Origin of the sequence: Streptomyces sp. NPDC055243 (assembly GCF_044544025.1) — a bacterium.
Taxonomy (GTDB): domain Bacteria; phylum Actinomycetota; class Actinomycetes; order Streptomycetales; family Streptomycetaceae; genus Streptomyces.
Genome location: NZ_JBITWR010000018.1, coordinates 91,642 through 109,988, shown reverse-complemented (window position 1 = coordinate 109,988; position 18,347 = coordinate 91,642). Strand labels below are relative to the sequence as shown.

General features: G+C 71.4%; 16 protein-coding genes. 8 read left to right on the top strand and 8 right to left on the bottom strand.

Going from position 1 to position 18,347, the window contains the following annotated elements; genetic code table 11:
• The first annotated feature begins 9 nt into the window (after positions 1-9).
• Together ACIGXX_RS36870 and ACIGXX_RS36865 are read left to right on the top strand one after the other, a co-directional pair.
• Entirely contained in the window at positions 10-810 is an 801-nt protein-coding gene (locus ACIGXX_RS36870; protein WP_399982446.1) for a polysaccharide deacetylase family protein, read from the top strand.
• Positions 803-4,750 carry a lipopolysaccharide biosynthesis protein gene (locus ACIGXX_RS36865; RefSeq protein WP_399982443.1) on the top strand — a complete coding sequence of 1,316 codons (3,948 nt, stop codon included), beginning with the start codon at positions 803-805 and terminating at the stop codon, positions 4,748-4,750. The genes ACIGXX_RS36870 and ACIGXX_RS36865 overlap by 8 nt, the downstream gene beginning before the upstream one ends.
• Positions 4,751-4,810: 60 nt before the next feature.
• On the opposite strand, the gene ACIGXX_RS36860 is transcribed toward ACIGXX_RS36865, so the two are convergent.
• Positions 4,811-6,235, bottom strand: a complete 1,425-nt coding sequence (locus tag ACIGXX_RS36860) for a xylan 1,4-beta-xylosidase (RefSeq protein WP_351171390.1) — start codon at positions 6,233-6,235, stop codon at positions 4,811-4,813.
• Positions 6,236-6,408: 173 nt separating this feature from the next.
• On the opposite strand from ACIGXX_RS36860, the gene ACIGXX_RS36855 reads away from it, so the two are divergent.
• A complete protein-coding gene (locus ACIGXX_RS36855) occupies positions 6,409-7,503 on the top strand; it encodes a DUF5925 domain-containing protein (RefSeq protein WP_351171387.1) in 1,095 nt (364 codons plus the stop codon).
• Between the two features lie 113 nt (positions 7,504-7,616).
• Here the strand turns inward: ACIGXX_RS36855 and ACIGXX_RS36850 are convergent, their stop codons facing one another.
• Positions 7,617-8,003 carry a GntR family transcriptional regulator gene (locus tag ACIGXX_RS36850; protein WP_351171384.1) on the bottom strand — a complete coding sequence of 129 codons (387 nt, stop codon included), beginning with the start codon at positions 8,001-8,003 and terminating at the stop codon, positions 7,617-7,619.
• Positions 8,004-8,073: 70 nt separating this feature from the next.
• Between ACIGXX_RS36850 and ACIGXX_RS36845 the strand changes: the two genes are divergently transcribed.
• Together ACIGXX_RS36845 and ACIGXX_RS36840 are read left to right on the top strand one after the other, a co-directional pair.
• Positions 8,074-9,003 (top strand): GNAT family N-acetyltransferase, encoded by a 930-nt coding sequence (locus ACIGXX_RS36845; protein ID WP_399982437.1) that lies wholly within the window; start codon positions 8,074-8,076, stop codon positions 9,001-9,003.
• On the top strand, positions 8,984-9,499 hold the full coding sequence (locus tag ACIGXX_RS36840; RefSeq protein WP_399982434.1) for a DUF402 domain-containing protein: 516 nt from the start codon (positions 8,984-8,986) through the stop codon (positions 9,497-9,499). Before ACIGXX_RS36845 ends, ACIGXX_RS36840 begins: the two co-directional genes overlap by 20 nt.
• An 11-nt stretch (positions 9,500-9,510) precedes the next feature.
• On the opposite strand, the gene ACIGXX_RS36835 is transcribed toward ACIGXX_RS36840, so the two are convergent.
• Positions 9,511-10,983, bottom strand: a complete 1,473-nt coding sequence (locus ACIGXX_RS36835; protein ID WP_399982431.1) for a trifunctional class I SAM-dependent methyltransferase/NUDIX hydrolase/VOC family protein — start codon at positions 10,981-10,983, stop codon at positions 9,511-9,513.
• 108 nt (positions 10,984-11,091) lie between these two features.
• Between ACIGXX_RS36835 and ACIGXX_RS36830 the strand changes: the two genes are divergently transcribed.
• On the top strand, positions 11,092-11,232 hold the full coding sequence (locus tag ACIGXX_RS36830) for a hypothetical protein (RefSeq protein WP_351171372.1): 141 nt from the start codon (positions 11,092-11,094) through the stop codon (positions 11,230-11,232).
• A gap of 27 nt (positions 11,233-11,259) precedes the next feature.
• On the opposite strand, the gene ACIGXX_RS36825 is transcribed toward ACIGXX_RS36830, so the two are convergent.
• Genes ACIGXX_RS36825 through ACIGXX_RS36810 form a run of 4 tightly spaced genes read right to left on the bottom strand, consistent with a single transcriptional unit; the run spans position 11,260 to position 14,732 of the window.
• Entirely contained in the window at positions 11,260-11,703 is a 444-nt protein-coding gene (locus tag ACIGXX_RS36825) for a GNAT family N-acetyltransferase (RefSeq protein WP_351171369.1), read from the bottom strand.
• On the bottom strand, positions 11,700-13,208 hold the full coding sequence (locus ACIGXX_RS36820) for a tripartite tricarboxylate transporter permease (RefSeq protein WP_351171366.1): 1,509 nt from the start codon (positions 13,206-13,208) through the stop codon (positions 11,700-11,702). The genes ACIGXX_RS36825 and ACIGXX_RS36820 overlap by 4 nt, the downstream gene beginning before the upstream one ends.
• A 1-nt stretch (position 13,209) precedes the next feature.
• Complete coding sequence (locus tag ACIGXX_RS36815) at positions 13,210-13,752, bottom strand: tripartite tricarboxylate transporter TctB family protein (protein WP_351171363.1); 543 nt, start codon at positions 13,750-13,752, stop codon at positions 13,210-13,212.
• Positions 13,749-14,732 (bottom strand): tripartite tricarboxylate transporter substrate binding protein, encoded by a 984-nt coding sequence (locus ACIGXX_RS36810; RefSeq protein WP_351171438.1) that lies wholly within the window; start codon positions 14,730-14,732, stop codon positions 13,749-13,751. Before ACIGXX_RS36810 ends, ACIGXX_RS36815 begins: the two co-directional genes overlap by 4 nt.
• A gap of 235 nt (positions 14,733-14,967) precedes the next feature.
• Between ACIGXX_RS36810 and ACIGXX_RS36805 the strand changes: the two genes are divergently transcribed.
• A complete protein-coding gene (locus tag ACIGXX_RS36805; RefSeq protein WP_351171360.1) occupies positions 14,968-15,654 on the top strand; it encodes a response regulator in 687 nt (228 codons plus the stop codon).
• A 27-nt stretch (positions 15,655-15,681) separates the two neighbouring features.
• On the opposite strand, the gene dgt is transcribed toward ACIGXX_RS36805, so the two are convergent.
• Positions 15,682-17,007 (bottom strand): dGTP triphosphohydrolase, encoded by a 1,326-nt coding sequence (dgt, locus tag ACIGXX_RS36800; RefSeq protein WP_351171357.1) that lies wholly within the window; start codon positions 17,005-17,007, stop codon positions 15,682-15,684.
• Positions 17,008-17,301: 294 nt separating this feature from the next.
• Between dgt and ACIGXX_RS36795 the strand changes: the two genes are divergently transcribed.
• Complete coding sequence (locus tag ACIGXX_RS36795; protein ID WP_361469938.1) at positions 17,302-18,315, top strand: lytic polysaccharide monooxygenase; 1,014 nt, start codon at positions 17,302-17,304, stop codon at positions 18,313-18,315.
• Positions 18,316-18,347: the final 32 nt, after the last annotated feature.

Sequence of the window (18,347 nt, the reverse complement as noted above, 5' to 3'; positions counted from 1 at the left end):
GGGGCCGTCATGAACGCTCCTGTGCCGATACTCATGTATCACTCGATCGCGCATGAACCGACCCTGGAGACACGGGCGTTGTCCGTGTCTCCAGGGGCGTTCGCCGAGCAGCTGGAGCTGCTCGGCGAGCGGGGGTTCACGCCGCTGAGCACGTCCGGGCTCGCCGCCATCTGGCGTACGCCCGGCCGCGCCCTGCCGGCCAGGCCCGTCCTGATCACCTTCGACGACGGATACGAAGGCGTGCACCGGCACGCGCTGCCCGTGCTCGCCAAGCACGGCTTCGCGTCGACACTCTTCGTCTCCACGGGCTGGATCCGCGGCGCCCATGACACCGGGGGCGGCCTCGACCTGATGCTCGACTGGGACCAGGTGCGCGAACTGGCCGCGGCGGGCACGGAGATCGGCGGGCACAGCCACACGCACCCGCAGCTCGACCAGCTGGACGACGACGACCTCTGGTTCGAGCTGCTGCGCTGCAAGGAGATCGTCACCGACGAGGTCGGCACCCGGCCGGCCTCCTTCGCCTATCCGTACGGCTATTCCAGCCGCCGGGTGCGCAACACGGTGCGCGGCGCCGGATTCGCCCAGTCGCTCGCGGTCGGCAACGGCCTCGCGCGGCGCTCCCAGGGGCCGTACGCCCTGCAGCGGGTGACCGTGCGCCGCTCCACCGGCATCGCGGAGTTCGAGCGGCTCGTCGAGGGCCGTGCGATCGCCCGCAACTTCGCAAGGGACCGTGCCCACACCAAGGGGTACGCCGTGGTCCGCAGAGCCCGACAGGCCCGCCGGAAGGCAACTCGTACCCGTGTCTGACACGTCGACCGCCCAGGCAGACGTCTCTGGGTCTCCCCGCACCGAACAGCAGCCGCCGTCCGGCAAGTCGGGCAGGCAGCGCAGAATGCGCCTGCCCGGCAGGGGCGGCCTCGGCGGCTCCAGCGGTTCGGGCGGCGGGAGCCCCCTGTTCCGCAACGCCTACGCGCTGATGCTGAACACCGGCATCTCCGGCGTGCTCGGCCTCGGGTTCTGGCTGGCCGCCGCCCGGTACTACTCGGAATCGGCGGTCGGCCAGGGTTCGGCGGCGATCGCCGCCATGAAGTTCCTGGCGGGGCTCACCGCCCTCACCCTGATGGGGGCGCTGGCCCGCTTCATCCCCGTCGCGGGGCGCGCCACGGGCAAGCTCATCTTCCGTACGTACGCGACCAGTTCGCTGGTCGTCGCGTTCGCCGGGCTGATCTTCCTGGCCACGCTCGATCTGTGGGGACCCTCCTACCAGTTCCTGCACGGGTGGCTCAACGGCCTCGGCTTCATCGCCGCGGTCGTGGCCTGGTCGCTGCTCACCCTGCAGGACGGGGTGCTCACGGGGCTGCGCAGCGCGCTGTGGGTGCCGGTCGGCAACACCGTCTTCTCCGTCGTCAAGCTGGGGCTGCTCATCGCGATCGCCGCCGCGATCCCCACGGCGGGCGTGTTCGTCTCGTGGGTCGCCGCGATCGCCATGTCGGTCGTCCCGCTCGGCTATCTGGTCTTCCGGCGGCTCGTGCCACGGCACGTGAAGGCGACCCAGGACAAGACGCAGCCGCCGACGCTGCGCGAGATGGGCCGCTTCCTGGCCGGCGACTACACCGGCTCGCTCTTCTCGCTCGCCGTGGTCTATCTCGTACCGGTGATCGTCGCCTCGCAGGTCAGCTCGGTCGACAACGCGTACTTCTACATCACCACCACGATCGGCGGCACGGTCAATCTGCTCGCCATCAACATGGGCGCGTCGCTGACCGTCGAGGGCGCGCACGACCCGGCGCGCCTTGCCGCGAACACCCGGGCCGCGCTGCGCCGCATGGCGCGCATCATGCTGCCGGTGTGCGCACTGCTCTTCCTCTGCGCGCCCTTCATCCTGCGCGTCTTCGGCCAGGGGTACGCGGACGCGGCGACGCCGCTGCTGCGCTGGTTCGCGGTGGGCGCGGCGCTGCGGGTCGTCATGGAGACGTACTTCGCGGTGATGCGCGCGCAGAGCCGTACGTCCGGGATCGCCTGGATGCAGGGCCTGTTGTGCTTCCTCGTGCTCGGCCTGACGCTGCTTCTGCTGCCGCGGATGGGGCTGACGGGGGCGGGCGTCGCGGAGATCTCCAGCCTCGCGGTGATCGTGGCCATCGCGGCGCCGAAGCTGTACCGGGTGGCGCGGGGAGCTCCCTCCTCCGAGTCGGCCGACGCGGCGCCGGACGGCGATCTCGCCGACCTGGGGACGCCCGCGACGCCGCCCCCGTCCGCCCCCGAGGAGCCGGGACAGAAGAAGGAACGGCGCGGGCCCGCGTGGGCGCTGCGCGAGACACTGGACTCGGACACGCTGCAACTGGCCGTGCAGACCGACTTCGAGCATCCGGAGCGCAGGCCCGACGTGCGTCCGGGGCCGGGTACGCCGGCGGGCGGGACACCGGCGTTCGGCAGGTCCGCTCCCGGGCGGGCCGCTGCCGGGAAGTCCGCTCCTGGGCAGTCCGCCGCGGACAAGCCGGTTCCAGCGAAGCCCGCTGCCGGGAAACCCGCGGGCACGGGGGACGAGGGGGACGACGTGGAGCACCGGCCGACCTGGGCGCTGAGAACTCCGCCCAAGCCCCGCGAACCGGCGGCGTCCTCGCCGATGCCGCCCTCGGTGTCCTCGGCCGTCACGGCGCCCGCCGAGGAGCCGGGCACCGAGGCACGCGTGCCCGAGGCCCCGCCATCGCCGCCCGCCGTCGCCCCGGAACCAGCGCTCCCCCGCCGCCGCGCCCTGTTCATGGCGCTGCTCCTGGCCTTCGCGCTCGCCCTCTACTGGCTGCCCGCCCTGGGCATCACCGAGGCCGATCTGGACACGATGGGCGGGCTCGGGCTCATCTCCGTCCTGCCCGCGCCGACCCTGGTCGGGGCCGCGCTGCTCGTCGTCGTCTTCGCCTCGCTGCTCTGGATGGAGCGGCCGCACAAGGCCCTGCTCCTGGTGACCCTGATCGCCACGGTGGTGTGTCTGCACGCGCTGCCCGCCGTCCTGGAGGACGAGCCGCGGTTCGCGACGGCCTGGCAGCACCTGGGCTTCATGGAGTACATCGACAGGACCGGCTCGGCGGTGCCCGACCTGGACGCGCGCTGGAGCTGGCCCGGGTTCTTCGCCGCGGCCACGTTCGTGGCCAAGGCGTGCGGCCTCTCGGACATGACCGAGGTGATCCGCTGGTGGCCGCTGGCCATGCAACTGCTCTATCTGGCGCCGATGCTGCTGCTCGTGCGCTCCATGCGGGCGGCCTGGCGCGCCAAGTGGGCCGGCCTGTGGATCTTCGCGCTCAGCGGCTGGGTCGGCCAGGACTACTTCTCCCCGCAGGGCTTCACGTACCTGCTCTATCTGGTGTTCGTCGCGGTGCTCCTGGTGTGGTTCCGCGCGCCGCACGTGCTGTGGGCCAAGCGGCGCCCGGGCGAGCTGGAGGTCGAACCCGTCGACCGGCGCCAGCGCGCCGTGCTGCTCGGGGTCCTGATCGCCCTGTTCGCGGCGACGGTCCCTGCGCACCAGCTCACGCCGTTCGTGATGCTCGGGGTCCTTGCCGTGCTCGTCCTGGTGGGCCGCTCGGAGCTGCGCGGCCTGCCGATCCTCTTCGCGGTCCTCGTCGCCGTCTGGGTGGGCTTCCTGGCGGAGCCGTACTGGTCGGGACACTTCGACGAGCTGTTCGGCGGGATCGGCGGAGTCGGCGGCAATGTGTCGTCGTCGGTGTCGGGACGGATCGAGGGCGGCAGTTCGACCCACCAACTCGTCCTGTACGCCCGCGTGGCGCTGGCCGGCGGCGTCATGGCGCTGGCCTGCTGGGGCTGGTGGCGGCGGCGCGACCACAAGTACACGGAGCGCTCGCTGCTCGTCCTGACCTTCGTGCCGTTCCTGGGCTTCGGCATGCAGTCGTACGGCGGCGAGATGGCCCTGCGCGTCTTCATGTTCGCGCTGCCCGGCGCCGCGCTCCTGGCGGGGCTCGCGCTCTTCCCGCGCGCGGGCATCACCGCCAAGGAGCGCGACCGCGACAAGGTGAGCCTGGCGCCGCTTGCCGCCCTGATGGCGGGTCTCGTCCTGATGGGCGGCTTCCTGGTGGCCCGCTGGGGCAACGAGGCCTTCGAGCAGACCCGGGCCGGCGAGGTCGCCGCGATGGAGTACGTGTACGAGCACGACGACCCGACGGTGCGGCTGCTGTGGATGAGCGACGACACCGTCAACAACGTGACGCCCGCGATGCCGTGGGGCACGCGCGACATGGAGAAGGTCCAGTACGTCCCGACGCTCGCCCCGGCCGACCCGGTCCTGGTCTCCAGCCTGGTGAAGGCGCTCAAGGACGCGGGCCCCAACTCGTATCTGATGATCAACAAGAGCCAGACGATCTATCTCCAGATGGACGTGGGCTACTCCAAGACCTGGGACTCCCGGCTGATCACGAACCTCGACAACCGCCAGGAGCTGAAGAAGGTCCTCACGAACGACGACGCGACCCTCTACACCCTGCGCAAGCAGCCGAACGGCGCGGTCGAGAAGGCCGATCCGGGCCCGATCGGCCCGCAGGTGACGTGGACGCCCTGGTCGGTGATCGGCGCGCTCGCGGCGATCGCCGTGGTCCTGCTGCTCACCACCCGTGAGGTCGTGCGGGTGGCGGTGGAGCCCAGCGTGCGGCAGCTGCGCTGGCTGCAGAGCAGCTTCTGGTTCTCGCTGCCGCTGCTCGCGGTGCTGTTCGCCTCGCTGATCCAGCGGTTCCTGACGATGGCCTGACGTTCCTCGGGGCCGATGGCCGGGCGTGCCCTGGGGCGGGGTGCGGGTGGCTGAGGCGGATCACCGCTTCAGCCACTTCACCTCGTACCCCTTCATCGCGAACCGCTTCCCGTCGACCTTCGCGTCGATCGAGCGGTCCAGGGTGTTCACGACGAGCACCGTGTTCTTGTCGGCCAGGACGCGGACGTTCGGTACGTCGTCGGCGGCGACGGAGACCTTCTCGTACTCCGTGCCGGGCGGGAAGGCCTCGCTGAACCGGGAGAGCATCTCCAGCATCGGCAACTCCGTGCCGCCGTCGTCCAGTTCGGTCGAGCGCCACAGGCAGCCCGCGCAGGTCTCGCCCCTCTTCTGCGGGTTCCAGTAGAAGCCGCTGCTCGCGCCGCCGCGGGCCATCGCCATCAGGCCGCTGGCCTGGACGGCGACGCGGTGCGGCTCGGACCAGTCGTCGCGGTTGTCCTTGCTGTCACCCGGTTCCACGTAGTACTCGGCCCACCACAGCGGCAGGTCGCCGGTGCGCTCCCGCACCCACTTGCCGACCGCGGTGAGCTTGTCGGTGGCCTTGAACTCGTCGGGGAGCATCTCGTCGTCCACGGTGTAGCTGGAGCCGTCCACCACGACGAAGTCCGCGCCCGTCTTGTTCTTGTTCCAGTAGTCGAAGGCGTCGAGGACGCGCTGGTCCAGGCGGCCCCAGTCGCCCTCGACCTCCTTCGAGGCCCCCTCGCTCTGGCGCGGGTCGACGCTGTCCATCACGAGGTAGGGGCCGCCGACCATGATGTCCTTGTTGACCTTCTTGAGCTCCTTGTAGACCAGGTTGTAGAGGTCGGTGTAGCCCTCGTAGTCCCAGCGGGCCTTCTCGTCGTTCCAGAAGCCCTTGAACTCGTTCCAGACGATGAAGTGGCGTACGTCCGGATAGCGCTTGGCGACGGTCGCGGCGAGCTTGGCGAAGTCCTTGTAGTGGGCGCGCTCCGGGGCGGTCTCCAGGGCCTGCTGGCTCCAGTCGGTGTTGTCCGCGCCGGGCTCGCCGCCCTTCATCCAGTCCGGGGAGCAGCACAGGGTGACGACCGGCGTGCCGTCGGTGGCGCGGATGAAGTCCATCCGCTGGTCCATCTCCGCGAAGTCGTAACGCCCCTTGACCGGCTCGGGGTTGCTCGCTCCCCAGCCCATGATGTGCTGGATCTGCGGCAGCGGGCGCGGCTTGTCCGCGAGCAGCGTCTCGGCACGCCGCGTGGCGGCGTCGGTGCCCTCGTCCGCGCTGTACTGGGTGTGGGTGAAGCCCCAGCCCACTTCCGGCTTCGCGTCGCCCGGCGGGACGGCGGGGGTGCCGTGCACCTTGTCCCCGTCGCGCGTGGTGCCCTGGGTGCCCGTGTCGTCCTCGGGGAGCGTGGTGATGACGGTCAGGACCAGGGCCAGTGCGGCCAGACCAATGCCGAGCAGCGCGGTGAGCCGCCACCGCCGTACCCCCGAATTCCACCCATGACGTGCCATCAGGGGCAATAGTAACGGCGGTAGTTGGCGGTAGGACAGGTTCCGGACCACGGGATTGCGGCTTCCCGGCAGCATTGGCGCTGCTCGCGCAAACCTGCGGGCACCTGAACGGAGTACGGCGGAGTGCGTAAACCAGGATGCACGAGGGCACTTGCGTGCCGGATCATGGCGGCATGTCTGCGAACCCTCAGGACACCCTGCCGATCCGGCTCAACGTCGACGACAGCGACTCTCCGTCCGATGTCGTGGACGCCCTCTTCCTCGGGCGCTTCGCCACGGGCGAGCAGCCCTTCTCGCACAGCTCCAACATCGACCGCGTCAAGTCCGGCTGCACGCTGCTCCCGCCGGGTGCGACGGTGCTGCGCGCGGCCCGCGACGACGACCGCAGCGCGACGCTGGCCGAGGGTGACGGCTGGACGCTCCTGATCTCCCGCTGGAACCGCGGCGCGGACGTCACGGTGACGGCGACGAGCGCCGACCTCGCGGAGAAGGTCCTGAAGCAGGCGACGGACGGCGCGCAGGACGAGCCCGAACCGCAGCCGGACAACGTGACCATGGGGTTCTGGTACGTGTCCCCCAGGCGCGGCCCGCACCGCACGACGCGGCAGATCGCCGCCGGTACGTGGGAGGAGGTGCGGGAGAACTACACCGCGCCGGTCGCCGAGGCCATGGACTCCCTGATGAAGACGGGCCCCGAGGACATCTCGGGCCGTCTCCTGCTGCTGCACGGACCGCCGGGCACGGGCAAGACGTCGGCGCTGCGGACGCTGGCGCGGTCCTGGCGCGACTGGTGCCAGGTGGACTGCGTCCTGGACCCGGAGCGGCTGTTCAGCGACGTCGGCTACTTGATGGACATCGCGATCGGCGAGGACGACGGCTCGGCGAAGGGCCGCTGGCGGCTGCTGCTCCTGGAGGACTGCGACGAGCTGATCCGCGGGGAGGCCAAGCACACCGCGGGGCAGGCGCTGTCGCGGCTGCTGAACCTGACGGACGGGCTGCTCGGTCAGGGCCGCAACGTCCTGGTCGGCGTGACGACGAACGAGGACCTGGAGCGGCTCCACCCGGCGGTGGTCCGGCCCGGGCGGTGCCTGGCCCGCATCGAGGTCGGGAACCTGACCCGCGCCGAGTCGATCGACTGGCTCGGCACGGACGAGGGGGTCGCGCGCGAGGGCGCGACACTGGCGGAGCTGTACGCGCTGCGGCGCGGGACCTCCCCCACGTCGGTCCCGGATCCTCGCGAGGGAGCGGACGCGGGGCTGTATCTCTGACAGGTGCCGCTCCCTGTCGTGGGCAGGCGTTCCGCGGGGCGGAAGCGGTGGACACCACGCGAAGCTGCCGGGTACTGACCGAGCAAGGCCTCACGCACCGCCCCGGTGCGGTCTCACCCCGAGTCCCCGTAGGCCGCGCGCACCGCGTCCCGCGCGGCGGCCAGCGCCGCGGCTTCGGAGAGCCCGAGCCGCTGAGCCCGCTCGGCGAAAGCCTGGGCCGCGGCCGAAGCCTCCCGCGCCGCCGCGTCACCGGCCGCCGCCACGAACGTCCCGTGCCGCCCCCGCGTCTCGATCACCCCGTCCCCCTCAAGGGCCCGATACGCCTTGGCCACCGTGTTGGCGGCCAGCCCCAGCTCCTGGGCGAGCCCCCGCACGGTCGGCAACTTGTACCCCACCGGCAGCACTCCGCCGCGCGCCTGCTCGGCGATCTGGGCCCGCACCTGCTCGTAGGACGGCACACCACCCGCACCGCCACCGTCGATCTCGATCTTCAAGGTCACGCGGTGATTGTCCCGCACCCCCGGAAAATAGGAGGCATCCCGGCGCGCCCCGCGCGTAGCGTGCGGCACCATGACCGTCCTAGTCCGCGCCCTGCGCCCCGGCAGCAGACCCGATGCCGAGGCCTTCGCCGCCGTCCGTCGCGCCTGCGTACCCGCCATGCTGGCCACGGCCGATTCGATCCAGTTCGACCTGGCGCACGCCCATCCCCGCTCCCACTACCGCCAGTTGGTCGCCGAGGCCGACGGGGAGATCATCGGCACGGCGCAGGTGGGCGTCGCCCACGACAGCCCCGAACCCGGCCAGGGCTTCGCCAACGTCTACGTACTCCCGGAGCGGCGCGGGCTCGGCGCCGGTTCGCTGATCCTGCGGACGGCGCAGGAGTACCTCGCGGACCAGGACGCCACCACGGTCTTCTCCTGGGTCTTCGACGAGCCCGCGAACCGCGCCTTCGCCGCCGGGCGCGGCTACCGCGCGAGCCGTTCGGCCCACTTCCTCCGCCTCGACCTGGCGGGCGGCGCGCTGCCGCCCCGCCAAGAGCCGCCCGCGGGCGTGGAGTTGCGTACGGGGGCGGAGTTCGGGGACGACCCGCGGGCCCTCTTCGAGCTGGACGCGGAGACGGTCGCGGACGAACCGGGCGATGTGGCAGCTCAGTTCACGGACTACGAGCACTGGCTCGCCGAGACCTGGCACCACCCCTTGGTGAACCGCGAACTGACCTCGGTGGCGATGGTGGACGGCCGTCCCGCGGCCTTCACCCTGGCCCGCACGGACGACGCGTCGCGCTACGCGAGCGGCATGACCGGCACGGCACGCGCGTTCCGCGGACGCGGGCTCGCCAAGCTCGCCAAGAACGACTCCCTGCACCGGGCGCGGGCCGCTGGCTGCACCGAGGCGTTCACCGGCAACGACGCCGGGAACGGCCCGATGCTGGCGATCAACAAATGGTTCGGCTACGAGATCTGCGCAACGGAGGTACGCCATGTCCGAGACCTCGGCTGATACGTCGACGGCCGACAAGGTGGAGGTCGTCCTGACGAAGGCGGGCCGCACGAAGATCCGCTATCCGGCGGAGGTGGTCGCGGACGACGGCACCGTGGTGACGGTCCGCGCACCCTGGGCGGCGGACGGAGTGCGGGACTTCGGCTTCGTACGCTTCGAGCCGGGCGACGTCTTCACGGAGCACTACTGGCGTGACCGCTGGTACGCCGTGAAGGAGGTCCGCACGTCCACCGGCGTCCTGAAGGGCTGGTACTGCGACGTGACCCGGCCCGCGGTACGGGACGGCGCCACGCTCACGGTGGAGGACCTGGACCTGGACCTGTGGTGCTCGGCGGACGGCGGGACGGTCCTGCGCCTGGACGAGGACGAGTTCGCCGAGAGCGGCCTCGCCGAGCGCGATCCCGCCGCCGCCTCGGCTGCCCTGGCCGCCCTCGACGCCTTGGAGGGCCTGGCGCGCGGGGGCGGCTCCCTCTCGCCGGCTCCACCCCTCACCTAAGCGGACTCGCGTCAGCCTCCGACCACCAGCTCCACCTCGAACCCCGCCCCGTCCTCCAGGTAAGCGGCACGGTGCTCCTCCCCTCCCGCGAACGGATGCCGCTCCGGGAAGAGCAAGGACCACCCGTGCTCCGGGGCCCGTGCCACCAGACGGTCAAGCTCCGCCGCGCCCGTCACGTGGAACGCCAGGTGATTGAGGCCGGGCAGCCGCCGGTCATGCGCCTCGCCCCGCATGTCCGGCGACTGCTCCAGCACCACGTACGTCGCACCCCGCCGCCAGCTGCCGCCTCTCTCCCACCGCTGCTCACGGACATGCCCCAACTCCCCCAGCAGCCAGCCCCACGAGGCCTCCGCGGCGGCGAAGTCCGGTACCCAGAGCTCGACATGGTGCGCGCCCCGCGCGGGTGCGAGGGCCACCGCCCGCTCGGCCCCGCCCCTCTCGTACCGCACCGCGTCCCCCTCCTCCTGCCAGTGCAGGGCGAACCTCTGCCCCGTCCGCCACGCCTCAAGTGCCGCCCTGCAGTACGCGACCATGTCGTCCGGCAGTGCGTCCGCTCTGTGCCAGCTCAGTCCGTCGCACTTCTCGGGCTCCGCGTTGAAGGGGTCGCCGCCCGTGCCGTACGTCGCCTCGAAGAACCAGCCGATGCGGGCAGCCTCGCCCGGGCCCCGGTGCTGGAGGACCAGTTCGGCGCTCACGTCCTCGGGGGCCAGGTCGAGGCCGATCTCCTCCTTCGCCTCACGGATCACCGCCGTGCGGACGTCCTCGCCGGGCTCGACGTGGCCGGAGGGGACGTTGAACAGGCCGTCGCCGTAACCGGTGTTGGCGCGGCGGGCCAGCAGGACCTCGTCGCCGCGGCGGAGGATCAGGTGGACGTCCACCACCTCCTTGTGGCGGCTGGGGGCGGGGATGACCGCCACCACCGCGTAGCGCTCGTCCTCCACCCTTCTCCCCCACAGCCGCTCGTCGCCCGACAGGCGTTCGGAGTGGAGGTGCGTGGCCAGGGGAGTGAGCGCGTCGACCAGGCGGGACGCGGGGATGCCGGAGGGGTTCGTCGTGCCCCAGACGCCCTCGACGAGAACCAGGCGGCCGCCGGGCCGCAGCAGCCCGCACCAGTGCCGCAGCGCCGCCTCCGGGTCCGGCAGCGTCCACAGCACGTGCCGGACCAGAATCGCGTCGAAGCGGCGCCCCTGAACGGGCGGCTCGCCCGCGTCGCCGACCAGCACCTCCGCGGCGTGCCCCGCCAGCTTCTCGCGGGCCCGCTCCACCATGCCCGGGGACAGGTCCACCGCCGTGACGCGGTGTCCTGCCTCGGCCGCGAGCAGAGACAGGCTTCCGGTGCCGCAGCCCAGGTCAAGCACGTCGCCGGTGGCCGGAAGCCAGTCCCGCAGGCGCTCCGCCCACGCCTCCCGCACCGCCGGGTCCCGCAGCCCGTGGTCCGGCTCTTCGTCAAAGGTGGCCGCCTCGGCGTCCCAGTCGATCCGCATCCGGCGATGGTGACACCCGCCACTGACAATCCCTCTCCGACGAGAAACCCTCCCGGCAGAGGTCTACAGACGTCCCACCTTGGACATCGGTAGTACAGGGAGGCAGCCATGCGCCGTGTGACCGTGCACAAGACCGTCGGGAAGCCCACCAATCGGCAGATCCGGGAGAAGTTCGAGGCCGAGGAGCGGCCCCGCGAGCGCCCCGAGGTCCGCAAGGACGTCCAGCGGACCTGGTGGCCGGACGGGTGAGCCCCGGCGCCCGCGGGGCGCGCACCGCTAGAGGCGCTTCCTGTAGTGGTAGCGGTCGTACGGACCGTCCACTCTGCGCTCCACCATCTCGTAGCCGTACCGAGGGTAGATCTTCTGGTTCTCCCACATCATCGCGTTCGTGTAGAGCCTGACCTCGGGCAGTCCGAGCGACCGCGCCCGGTCGTCCACGAACGTGAGCAGGCGGCGGCCCACTCCTTGGCCCGCCGCCTCGGGGTGGACCGCGATGCTGTCCAGGAAGAGGTGGTCCTCGTACGGGACGAGGACCAGGACACCCACCACCGGGTCCCCGGTGACGTACACCCGCCCCGCCGCCACCTCCGCCGCGTGGTCCGCCTCCATGGGGACGGGCACGACACCGATGCGCTCGATGTAGGGGTGGTAGGCCGCGTACGTCACCGCCTGCACGGCGGGGACGTCGGCGGCGCCGGCGAGGCGGATGTCGGGTGTCATGCCTTTACGTCTACGTCAGTCCTCCCGCCCCGCACCAGCAGTTTCTTCAGGAGCGGCCAGAGCACGATCAGCGCGATGATCACGTACACCGTGATCGAGAAGGGCGTGTCGACCAGGCCGCTGACGCTGCCGTCGCTGATCTGGAGGGCACGGCGCAACTGCTGCTCGGCGTTCGGGCCGAGGATGACGCCGATGACGGCGGGCAGGATGGGCAGTCCGTAGCGCCGCATGCCGAAGCCGATCAGGCCGATGATCAGCAGGATCACCAGGTCGAGCGCCTCGCCGCCCACCGCGTACGCGCCCACCGCAGCGAAGAAGAGGATGCCCGCGTAGAGGTAGGGCCTGGGGATGCGAAGGAGCTTCGCCCAGACCGGGGCCAGCGGCAGGTTCAGGGCCAGGAGCAGGACCATGCCGACGAAGAGGGACGCGATCAGGCCCCACACCAGGTCCGGTTCGCGCTCGAAGAGGAGCGGGCCGGGCTGGATGCCGTACTGCTGGAAGGCGGCGAGCATCACGGCCGCCACCGCCGTCGTGGGCAGGCCGAGCGTCAGCATGGAGACGAGGGTTCCGGCCGCCGATGCCGATGCCGCCGACTCGGGGCCCGCCACTCCCTCGATCGCGCCCTTGCCCCACTCGTCCTTGTGCCGGGACAGGCGCTTCTCGGTGACGTACGAGAGGAAGGTGGGGATCTCGGCGCCGCCCGCGGGGATCGCGCCGAACGGGAAGCCGATGAGCGGGCCGCGCAGCCAGGACTTCCAGGTGCGCTTCACGTCCGCCCTGCCCAGCCAGGGGCGGCCGACCGGGATCGCCTCGCCGCTGGTGCGCCGCAGGTGGGCGGCGACCCACAGGGCCTCGCCGATCGCGAAGAGGCCCACCGCGACGATCACCACGTCGATGCCGTCGGCGAGTTGGAGCGAGCCGAAGGTCAGGCGCTGCTGGCCGGTCATCTGGTCCAGGCCGACCAGGCCGAGGGTGAGGCCGATGAGGAGCGAGGCCAGTCCCCGTACGCGCGAGGAGCCGAGGACGGAGGTCACGGCGATGAACGCGAGCACCATGATGGCGAAGTAGTCGGGCGCCCCGATGTCGACCGCGAGGTCGGCGACCGTCGGCGCGAGCGCCACCAGGAGGATCGTGCCGATGATGCCGCCCGCGAAGTGCCCGATGGCGGCGGCCGCGAGCGCTTGTGCGCCGCGCCCCGCCTTGGCCATCGGGTTGCCTTCCATCGCCGCCACCACCGCGGCGCTCTCGCCCGGTGTGTTGAGCAGGATGGAGGTCGTCGAGCCGCCGAACATCGCTCCGTAGTAGATGCCGGCGAACATGATGAACGCGCCGGTCGGCTCCAGGCCGTACGTCACGGGCAGCAGGAGTGCCACCGCCATCGCGGGGCCGATGCCGGGCAGGACGCCGATCGCGGTGCCCAGGAGCACGCCGACGGCGGCCCAGAGCAGGTTCATGGGGGTGAGGGCCGTGCCGAAGCCGTCCATCAGGGAGTTGAAGGCGTTCATGTCACAGCACTCCCATCAGCGGTCCGCCGGGGAGCGGCACCCCGAGCAGGTTGTTGAAGACGACGTACGTGAAGAGGGAGAGCCCTGCCGCGATGAGCGGATCGCGGTCCAGGTGGCGGCTGCCAAGGGCGTACGCGGCGCCCCAGAAGAGCAGGGCGCCCGCGATGGGGAAGCCGAGCGGTTCGATGAGGACGGCGGCGCCGAGGAAGACCCCGGCCAGGAGCAGCACGGTGCGCCAGTCGGCGGGTTCGGACAGGTCGATGTCCTCGCCGCCCTCGGCCTCGCCGCGGCCGCCGCGCAGGACGTCGACGGCGAGGATCACGGCGACGGCCAGGAGTCCGATGCCGACGGCGACGGGAACCGTCTTGGGGCCGATCGGGCCGCGCTGGGCGATCTCGACGTCCATGGTCAGCGCGTCGGTGAGGACGAGGGCGCCGAGGGCCAACAGCATGACGCAGACGCCGAGTTCGGAGTGTTCGCGCAGCCAGGCACGGCGGCTGTTCCGGTGCTCGCCGGGCGCGGTTTCGGGGGTCGACGTCGTCACAGTCCCAGCTCCTTCAGCACGGACACCACGCTCTTGTCCTGGGCTGCCAGGAAGTCGCCGAACTTGTCGCCGGTGAGGAAGGCGTCGTCCCAGCCGTTGGTCTTGAGGGACTTGCGCCACTCAGGGGAGTCGTGGAGCTTCCTGACCAGGCCGGTGAGCTTCTTGCGTTCGGCTTCGGAGAGGCCGGGCGGGGCCACGATGCCGCGCCAGTTGGTGAAGTCGACGTCGTAGCCCGACTCCTTGAGGGTCGGTCCGTCCAGGCCCTTGGCCCGCTTGGGTCCGGTGGTGGCAAGCAGGCGCAGTTCGCCCGACTTGATCTGGTCGAGGTACTCGCCGACGCCCGAGACGCCGAAGGCGACCTTCTTGCCGAGGATCGAGGCGAGGAGTTCGCCGCCGCCGTCGAAGGGAACGTAGTTGACCTTCTTCGGGTCGATCCCGGCGGCGCGCGCCATGAGCATGGGGGCGAGGTGGTCGGGGCCGCCGGGGGAAGAGCCGCCGCCGACGGGGAGTTTGCCGGGGTTCTTCTTCCAGGCGGTGACGAGCTGCTTGATGTCCTTGTAGGGCGAGTCCTTGGCGACCACGACGACGTCCGGTTCTTCGGTGAGGCGGGCGATCGGGGTGGTGTCGGCGAGGGTCTTGGCCGAGTCGTTGGAGCGTGCGGCGCCCACGACGCCCAGGCCCATGGACATCGCCAGCTTGCCGTTGCCGTGCTCGCCGACGAGGCGGCTGAGGCCGACGGTGCCGCCGGCGCCGGGCAGGTTGAACACCTCGATGTTGTGGGTGAGTCCGGCGTCCTCGGCGTTCTTCGCCGCGGTGCGGGCGGTGATGTCGTAGCCGCCGCCCGGCGTGTTGGGGACCATGAAGCGCAGGCCGGGGATCTGTGTGCCGGTCTCGGCGCCGCTGCCCGTGGAGAGCAGCGGCGGGCCGGCGAGCACGAGCAGCGCGGCCCCGAGCAGGGCAAGGGGTGTGCGCAGACGCACGTGTGCCACCACCTGTCGGTACGTAGTCGTACGGCGTCGTACGCGGTCGGTACGGAGTCGCACGGGGGAATGGACGGCGGCCGGGTTCCCCGTGGGGGCGGGAGCCCGGCCGCCGTCCGCGGGGACGGGGATACCTGTGAGGTGGCCCACATGTTGCCTGGGCGTTAAGAAGCTGTCTCTCTTCCGGAATCAACGGACGTTGTGGTCGTTGTGGTCGCGCCCATAGCCTGCGGCGATGACAAGGGTGCTGGTCGTGGACGACGACTTCATGGTCGCCAAACTGCACAGCCGTTATGTGTCCGCGGTGGACGGGTTCTCGGTGGTGGGAGTGGCGCACAGTGGCGCTCAGGCGCTGGCGGCGGCGGAGCGGCTGCGCCCCGATCTCGTACTCCTCGACATCTATCTACCCGATATGGACGGCATCGCGGTGCTACGGGAGTTGCGGGCCGTCGAGGAGCGCGACCGGGACCGGCAGCCGCTGGACGCGCTGTTCATCACGGCGGCGCGGGACGCGGAGATCGTGCGGGCCGCGCTGCGGGCGGGAGCGGTGCACTACCTGATCAAGCCGTTCAACCAGGCGGCGCTGCGCGAGCAGTTGCTGCACGTGGCGGCGTTGCGGGCCCGCCTGGCCGGCCTGGACGAGGCACGCCAGGAGGACGTGGACCAGCTCTTCGGCCCCCGCCCGCCCGGCTCCCGCGAACTCCCGAAGGGCCTGGCGGCACACACCGCGGACCTGGTCGAGCAGACGCTGCGGGGGCACCCGGACGGCCTCTCCGCCTCGGAGTGCGCGCAGGAGGGCACGCTCTCGCGGGTCAGCGCACGCCGTTACCTGGAGTTCTTCGCGGACACGGGGCGGGTCGAGGTGACGCTCCGGTACGGGGGGACGGGGCGGCCGGAGCGGCGGTATCGGTGGGTGCGGTAGCGGGCGGACCGCAGGGCTTTTTCGGCGTCACAGCCACACGTTGTCGTTGACCGAGCCGAGGCCCGTGCCGGACAGGCGGCGGTGCAGGGCCAGGGCCTGGTCCTCGGTGAGCGAGGCGACGTGGTCGGCGGCGGCCCGCAGCCGGTCGCCGTGCAGCGCCAGCTCCTCGGCGCGGTCGGGAGGCAGCAGCTCGGGCGCGTCATGGCTCCAGCGCAGCAGCTCGCCGACCACGCGCCGCTTGCCGTGCTGCTGGGTGGCGAGCGCGGGGCGGTCGATGACGTAGCACCACACCAGCTCCTTGAGCAGATCGCAGGCCGCCCGCCGCTCGGCCGGGATCACCAGGCGTGCCCCGTACCGGATCGCGGCGGGGCCGCCCACCTCCAGCTCGATGCCGCGGGTGAAGTACGAGATCAGGTCGGCGGTGCGCCGGTTGACCGCGACCGCGTCCTCGTGGCTGCCGCTGTAGGGGGCGTGCACCGCGAGGCGCTTGCCGATGTCCGCCATCAGGAGCAGCGCCGCGGCGCGGTCGAACGCCTCGCCCGCCCGCTCCCGCTTGGCCTGTACGTAGTCGAGGAAGCGGCGGGTCTCGCGCTCGGTGTCGCCGCCCGCGGCCCCGTCCGGCGGGAACAGCGCGGCCAGCGGGATCAGGCCCGTGCGGTAAAAGTCCTCCACGTCGTGGCAGGCGTAGGTGACGTCGTCCGCCCAGTCCATGACCTGCTCCTCGACCGGTACGGCGGTGTCGGTGCGATCGGCCCGCACCCACGCGAACGCCTCGCGGTCGGCGACGTACACGCCCCACTTCACGTGCCGCGCCGGATTCCGGTCGACCGGCGCCCGCTCCCACGGGTATTTGGTGGACGCGTCAAGACAGGCGCGGGTCAGGTGCAGTCCGCGGTGGCCCGGGTACTTGTGGGCGGCGAGGAAGGTCAGCACCCTCAAGGTCTGCGCGTTGCCCTCGAAGCTGTCCAGGACACCGTCCGCGAAGTGCAGTTCGTCCATCGTGTCGCGCAGCGCCAGCTCGCCGGCGTGCCCGAAGGGCGGATGGCCGATGTCGTGCGCCATGCAGGCCGCTTCGACGAGCGCGGGATTCGGCCCGCCGTACTTGCGCTCCAGGCGCTCGGCCATGCGCCGGCCGAGCTGGGCCACCTTCATCGAGTGCGTGAGCCGTGTGTGGTAGGCGCCGAGCTCGGCGCTGGCCACCACCTGGCTCTTGCCCGCGAGGGCCCGCCACTGCGTCGAGTACAGGATGCGGTCCACGTCGTGCTCGAACCCGGACCGCTGTCCGTCGTCGGACACCCGGCGCCGCAGGGAGTGCTGCTCTAGATCCTCGTCGCTGTATCTGGCTGGTCGCATGCGCGGATGGTACGGCCTGCTCCCCCGGACCGTCCCCTGGCGCACGTACTGGGCGAACCGGCCCTCACGGGGGCTCAGCCTCAGCCCTCGGTTAGCCCTCCCTTAAGTCGACCATAAAGATCACCATCACCCCCTTCCAGCAGGCGAATTCGGGGATTTCAGCGGCTAGTTTTCTCGTCGCCGGGCCGGTTACGAACCGTCGGCGCCGCACGCAATCGGGGGGCGGCACCGGCCGTTCGCAACCGTCTCGTGTCCCCCACCCCCCCCCAGAACCGCCGCTGAGGAGAACCACTCATGACCGCACGTCGAAGCAAGGTCGCCGCGATCGCCGCCGCGGGCATCGCCCCGCTCGCCCTGACCGCCCTGTCGGCCGCCCCCGCCGCCGCGCACGGTTCGATGACGGACCCGGTGAGCCGTGTCTCCGCGTGCTTCCAGGAGGGCCCGGAGTCGCCGACCTCCGCCGCCTGCAAGGCGGCTGTCGCGGCCAGTGGCGCGCAGGCCTTCTACGACTGGAACGGCGTGAACATCGCCAACGCCGCGGGCAAGTCGAAGGAGATCATCCCCGACGGCAAGCTGTGCAGCGCGGGCAACGACAAGTACAAGGGTCTCGACCTGCCGCGCGCCGACTGGCCGTCCAGCAAGATGTCCGGCGGCAACCACACCTTCCGCTACAAGGGCACCGCCCCGCACAAGGGCTCCTTCGAGCTGTACATCACCAAGGACTCGTACGACCCGACCAAGCCCCTGAAGTGGTCGGACCTGGAGGAGAAGCCCTTCGTCGACGTCGCCGACCCGAAGATGGAGAACGGCGACTACGTCTTCGACGGCAAGGTCCCGGCCAAGTCGGGCCGCCACCTGATCTACTCGGTCTGGCAGCGCTCGGACTCCCCCGAGGCCTTCTACACCTGCTCCGACGTCGTCTTCGGCAAGGACAGCGGCGGCTCGGCGGCTGCTCCGGCCCCGGCCGCCTCCGCGCCCTCCGAGAAGGACATCGCCGCGGGCGCGGAGAAGTCCACCGTCGAGCACCACGGCCACGGCGACAGCGACGCGAAGACGGGCGCCGAAGCCTCCGAGGCGGCCCCGGCCGCGGGTGACGGCGCGGCGCCGGGTGACGACGCCGCCGCGAACGAGCCCGAGGTGAACGGCGGCGCCGAGAAGCCCGTCGCGGCCACGAACGAGAACCTCGCCGAGACCGGCGGCGACAGCACCACCCCGTACATCGCGATCGGCGGCGCCGCCGCCCTGGCCGTCGGTGCCGCGGCCATGTTCGGCACGGCCCGCCGCCGCACGGCGCGCCACGGCCGCTGAGCCTGAGCTGAACTTCCGCTGACGTACGGAGC

Excerpts from the sequence above, each read along its gene's own strand:
- ACIGXX_RS36870 (WP_399982446.1), top strand. The coding sequence starts at position 10 with ATGAACGCTCCTGTGCCGATACTCATGTATCACTCGATCGCGCATGAA.
- ACIGXX_RS36860 (WP_351171390.1), bottom strand. The coding sequence starts at position 6,235 with ATGGCACGTCATGGGTGGAATTCGGGGGTACGGCGGTGGCGGCTCACC.
- ACIGXX_RS36855 (WP_351171387.1), top strand. The coding sequence starts at position 6,409 with ATGTCTGCGAACCCTCAGGACACCCTGCCGATCCGGCTCAACGTCGAC.
- ACIGXX_RS36845 (WP_399982437.1), top strand. The coding sequence starts at position 8,074 with ATGACCGTCCTAGTCCGCGCCCTGCGCCCCGGCAGCAGACCCGATGCC.
- ACIGXX_RS36840 (WP_399982434.1), top strand. The coding sequence starts at position 8,984 with ATGTCCGAGACCTCGGCTGATACGTCGACGGCCGACAAGGTGGAGGTC.
- ACIGXX_RS36835 (WP_399982431.1), bottom strand. The coding sequence starts at position 10,983 with ATGCGGATCGACTGGGACGCCGAGGCGGCCACCTTTGACGAAGAGCCG.
- ACIGXX_RS36830 (WP_351171372.1), top strand. The coding sequence starts at position 11,092 with ATGCGCCGTGTGACCGTGCACAAGACCGTCGGGAAGCCCACCAATCGG.
- ACIGXX_RS36825 (WP_351171369.1), bottom strand. The coding sequence starts at position 11,703 with ATGACACCCGACATCCGCCTCGCCGGCGCCGCCGACGTCCCCGCCGTG.
- ACIGXX_RS36820 (WP_351171366.1), bottom strand. The coding sequence starts at position 13,208 with ATGAACGCCTTCAACTCCCTGATGGACGGCTTCGGCACGGCCCTCACC.
- ACIGXX_RS36805 (WP_351171360.1), top strand. The coding sequence starts at position 14,968 with ATGACAAGGGTGCTGGTCGTGGACGACGACTTCATGGTCGCCAAACTG.
- dgt (WP_351171357.1), bottom strand. The coding sequence starts at position 17,007 with ATGCGACCAGCCAGATACAGCGACGAGGATCTAGAGCAGCACTCCCTG.
- ACIGXX_RS36795 (WP_361469938.1), top strand. The coding sequence starts at position 17,302 with ATGACCGCACGTCGAAGCAAGGTCGCCGCGATCGCCGCCGCGGGCATC.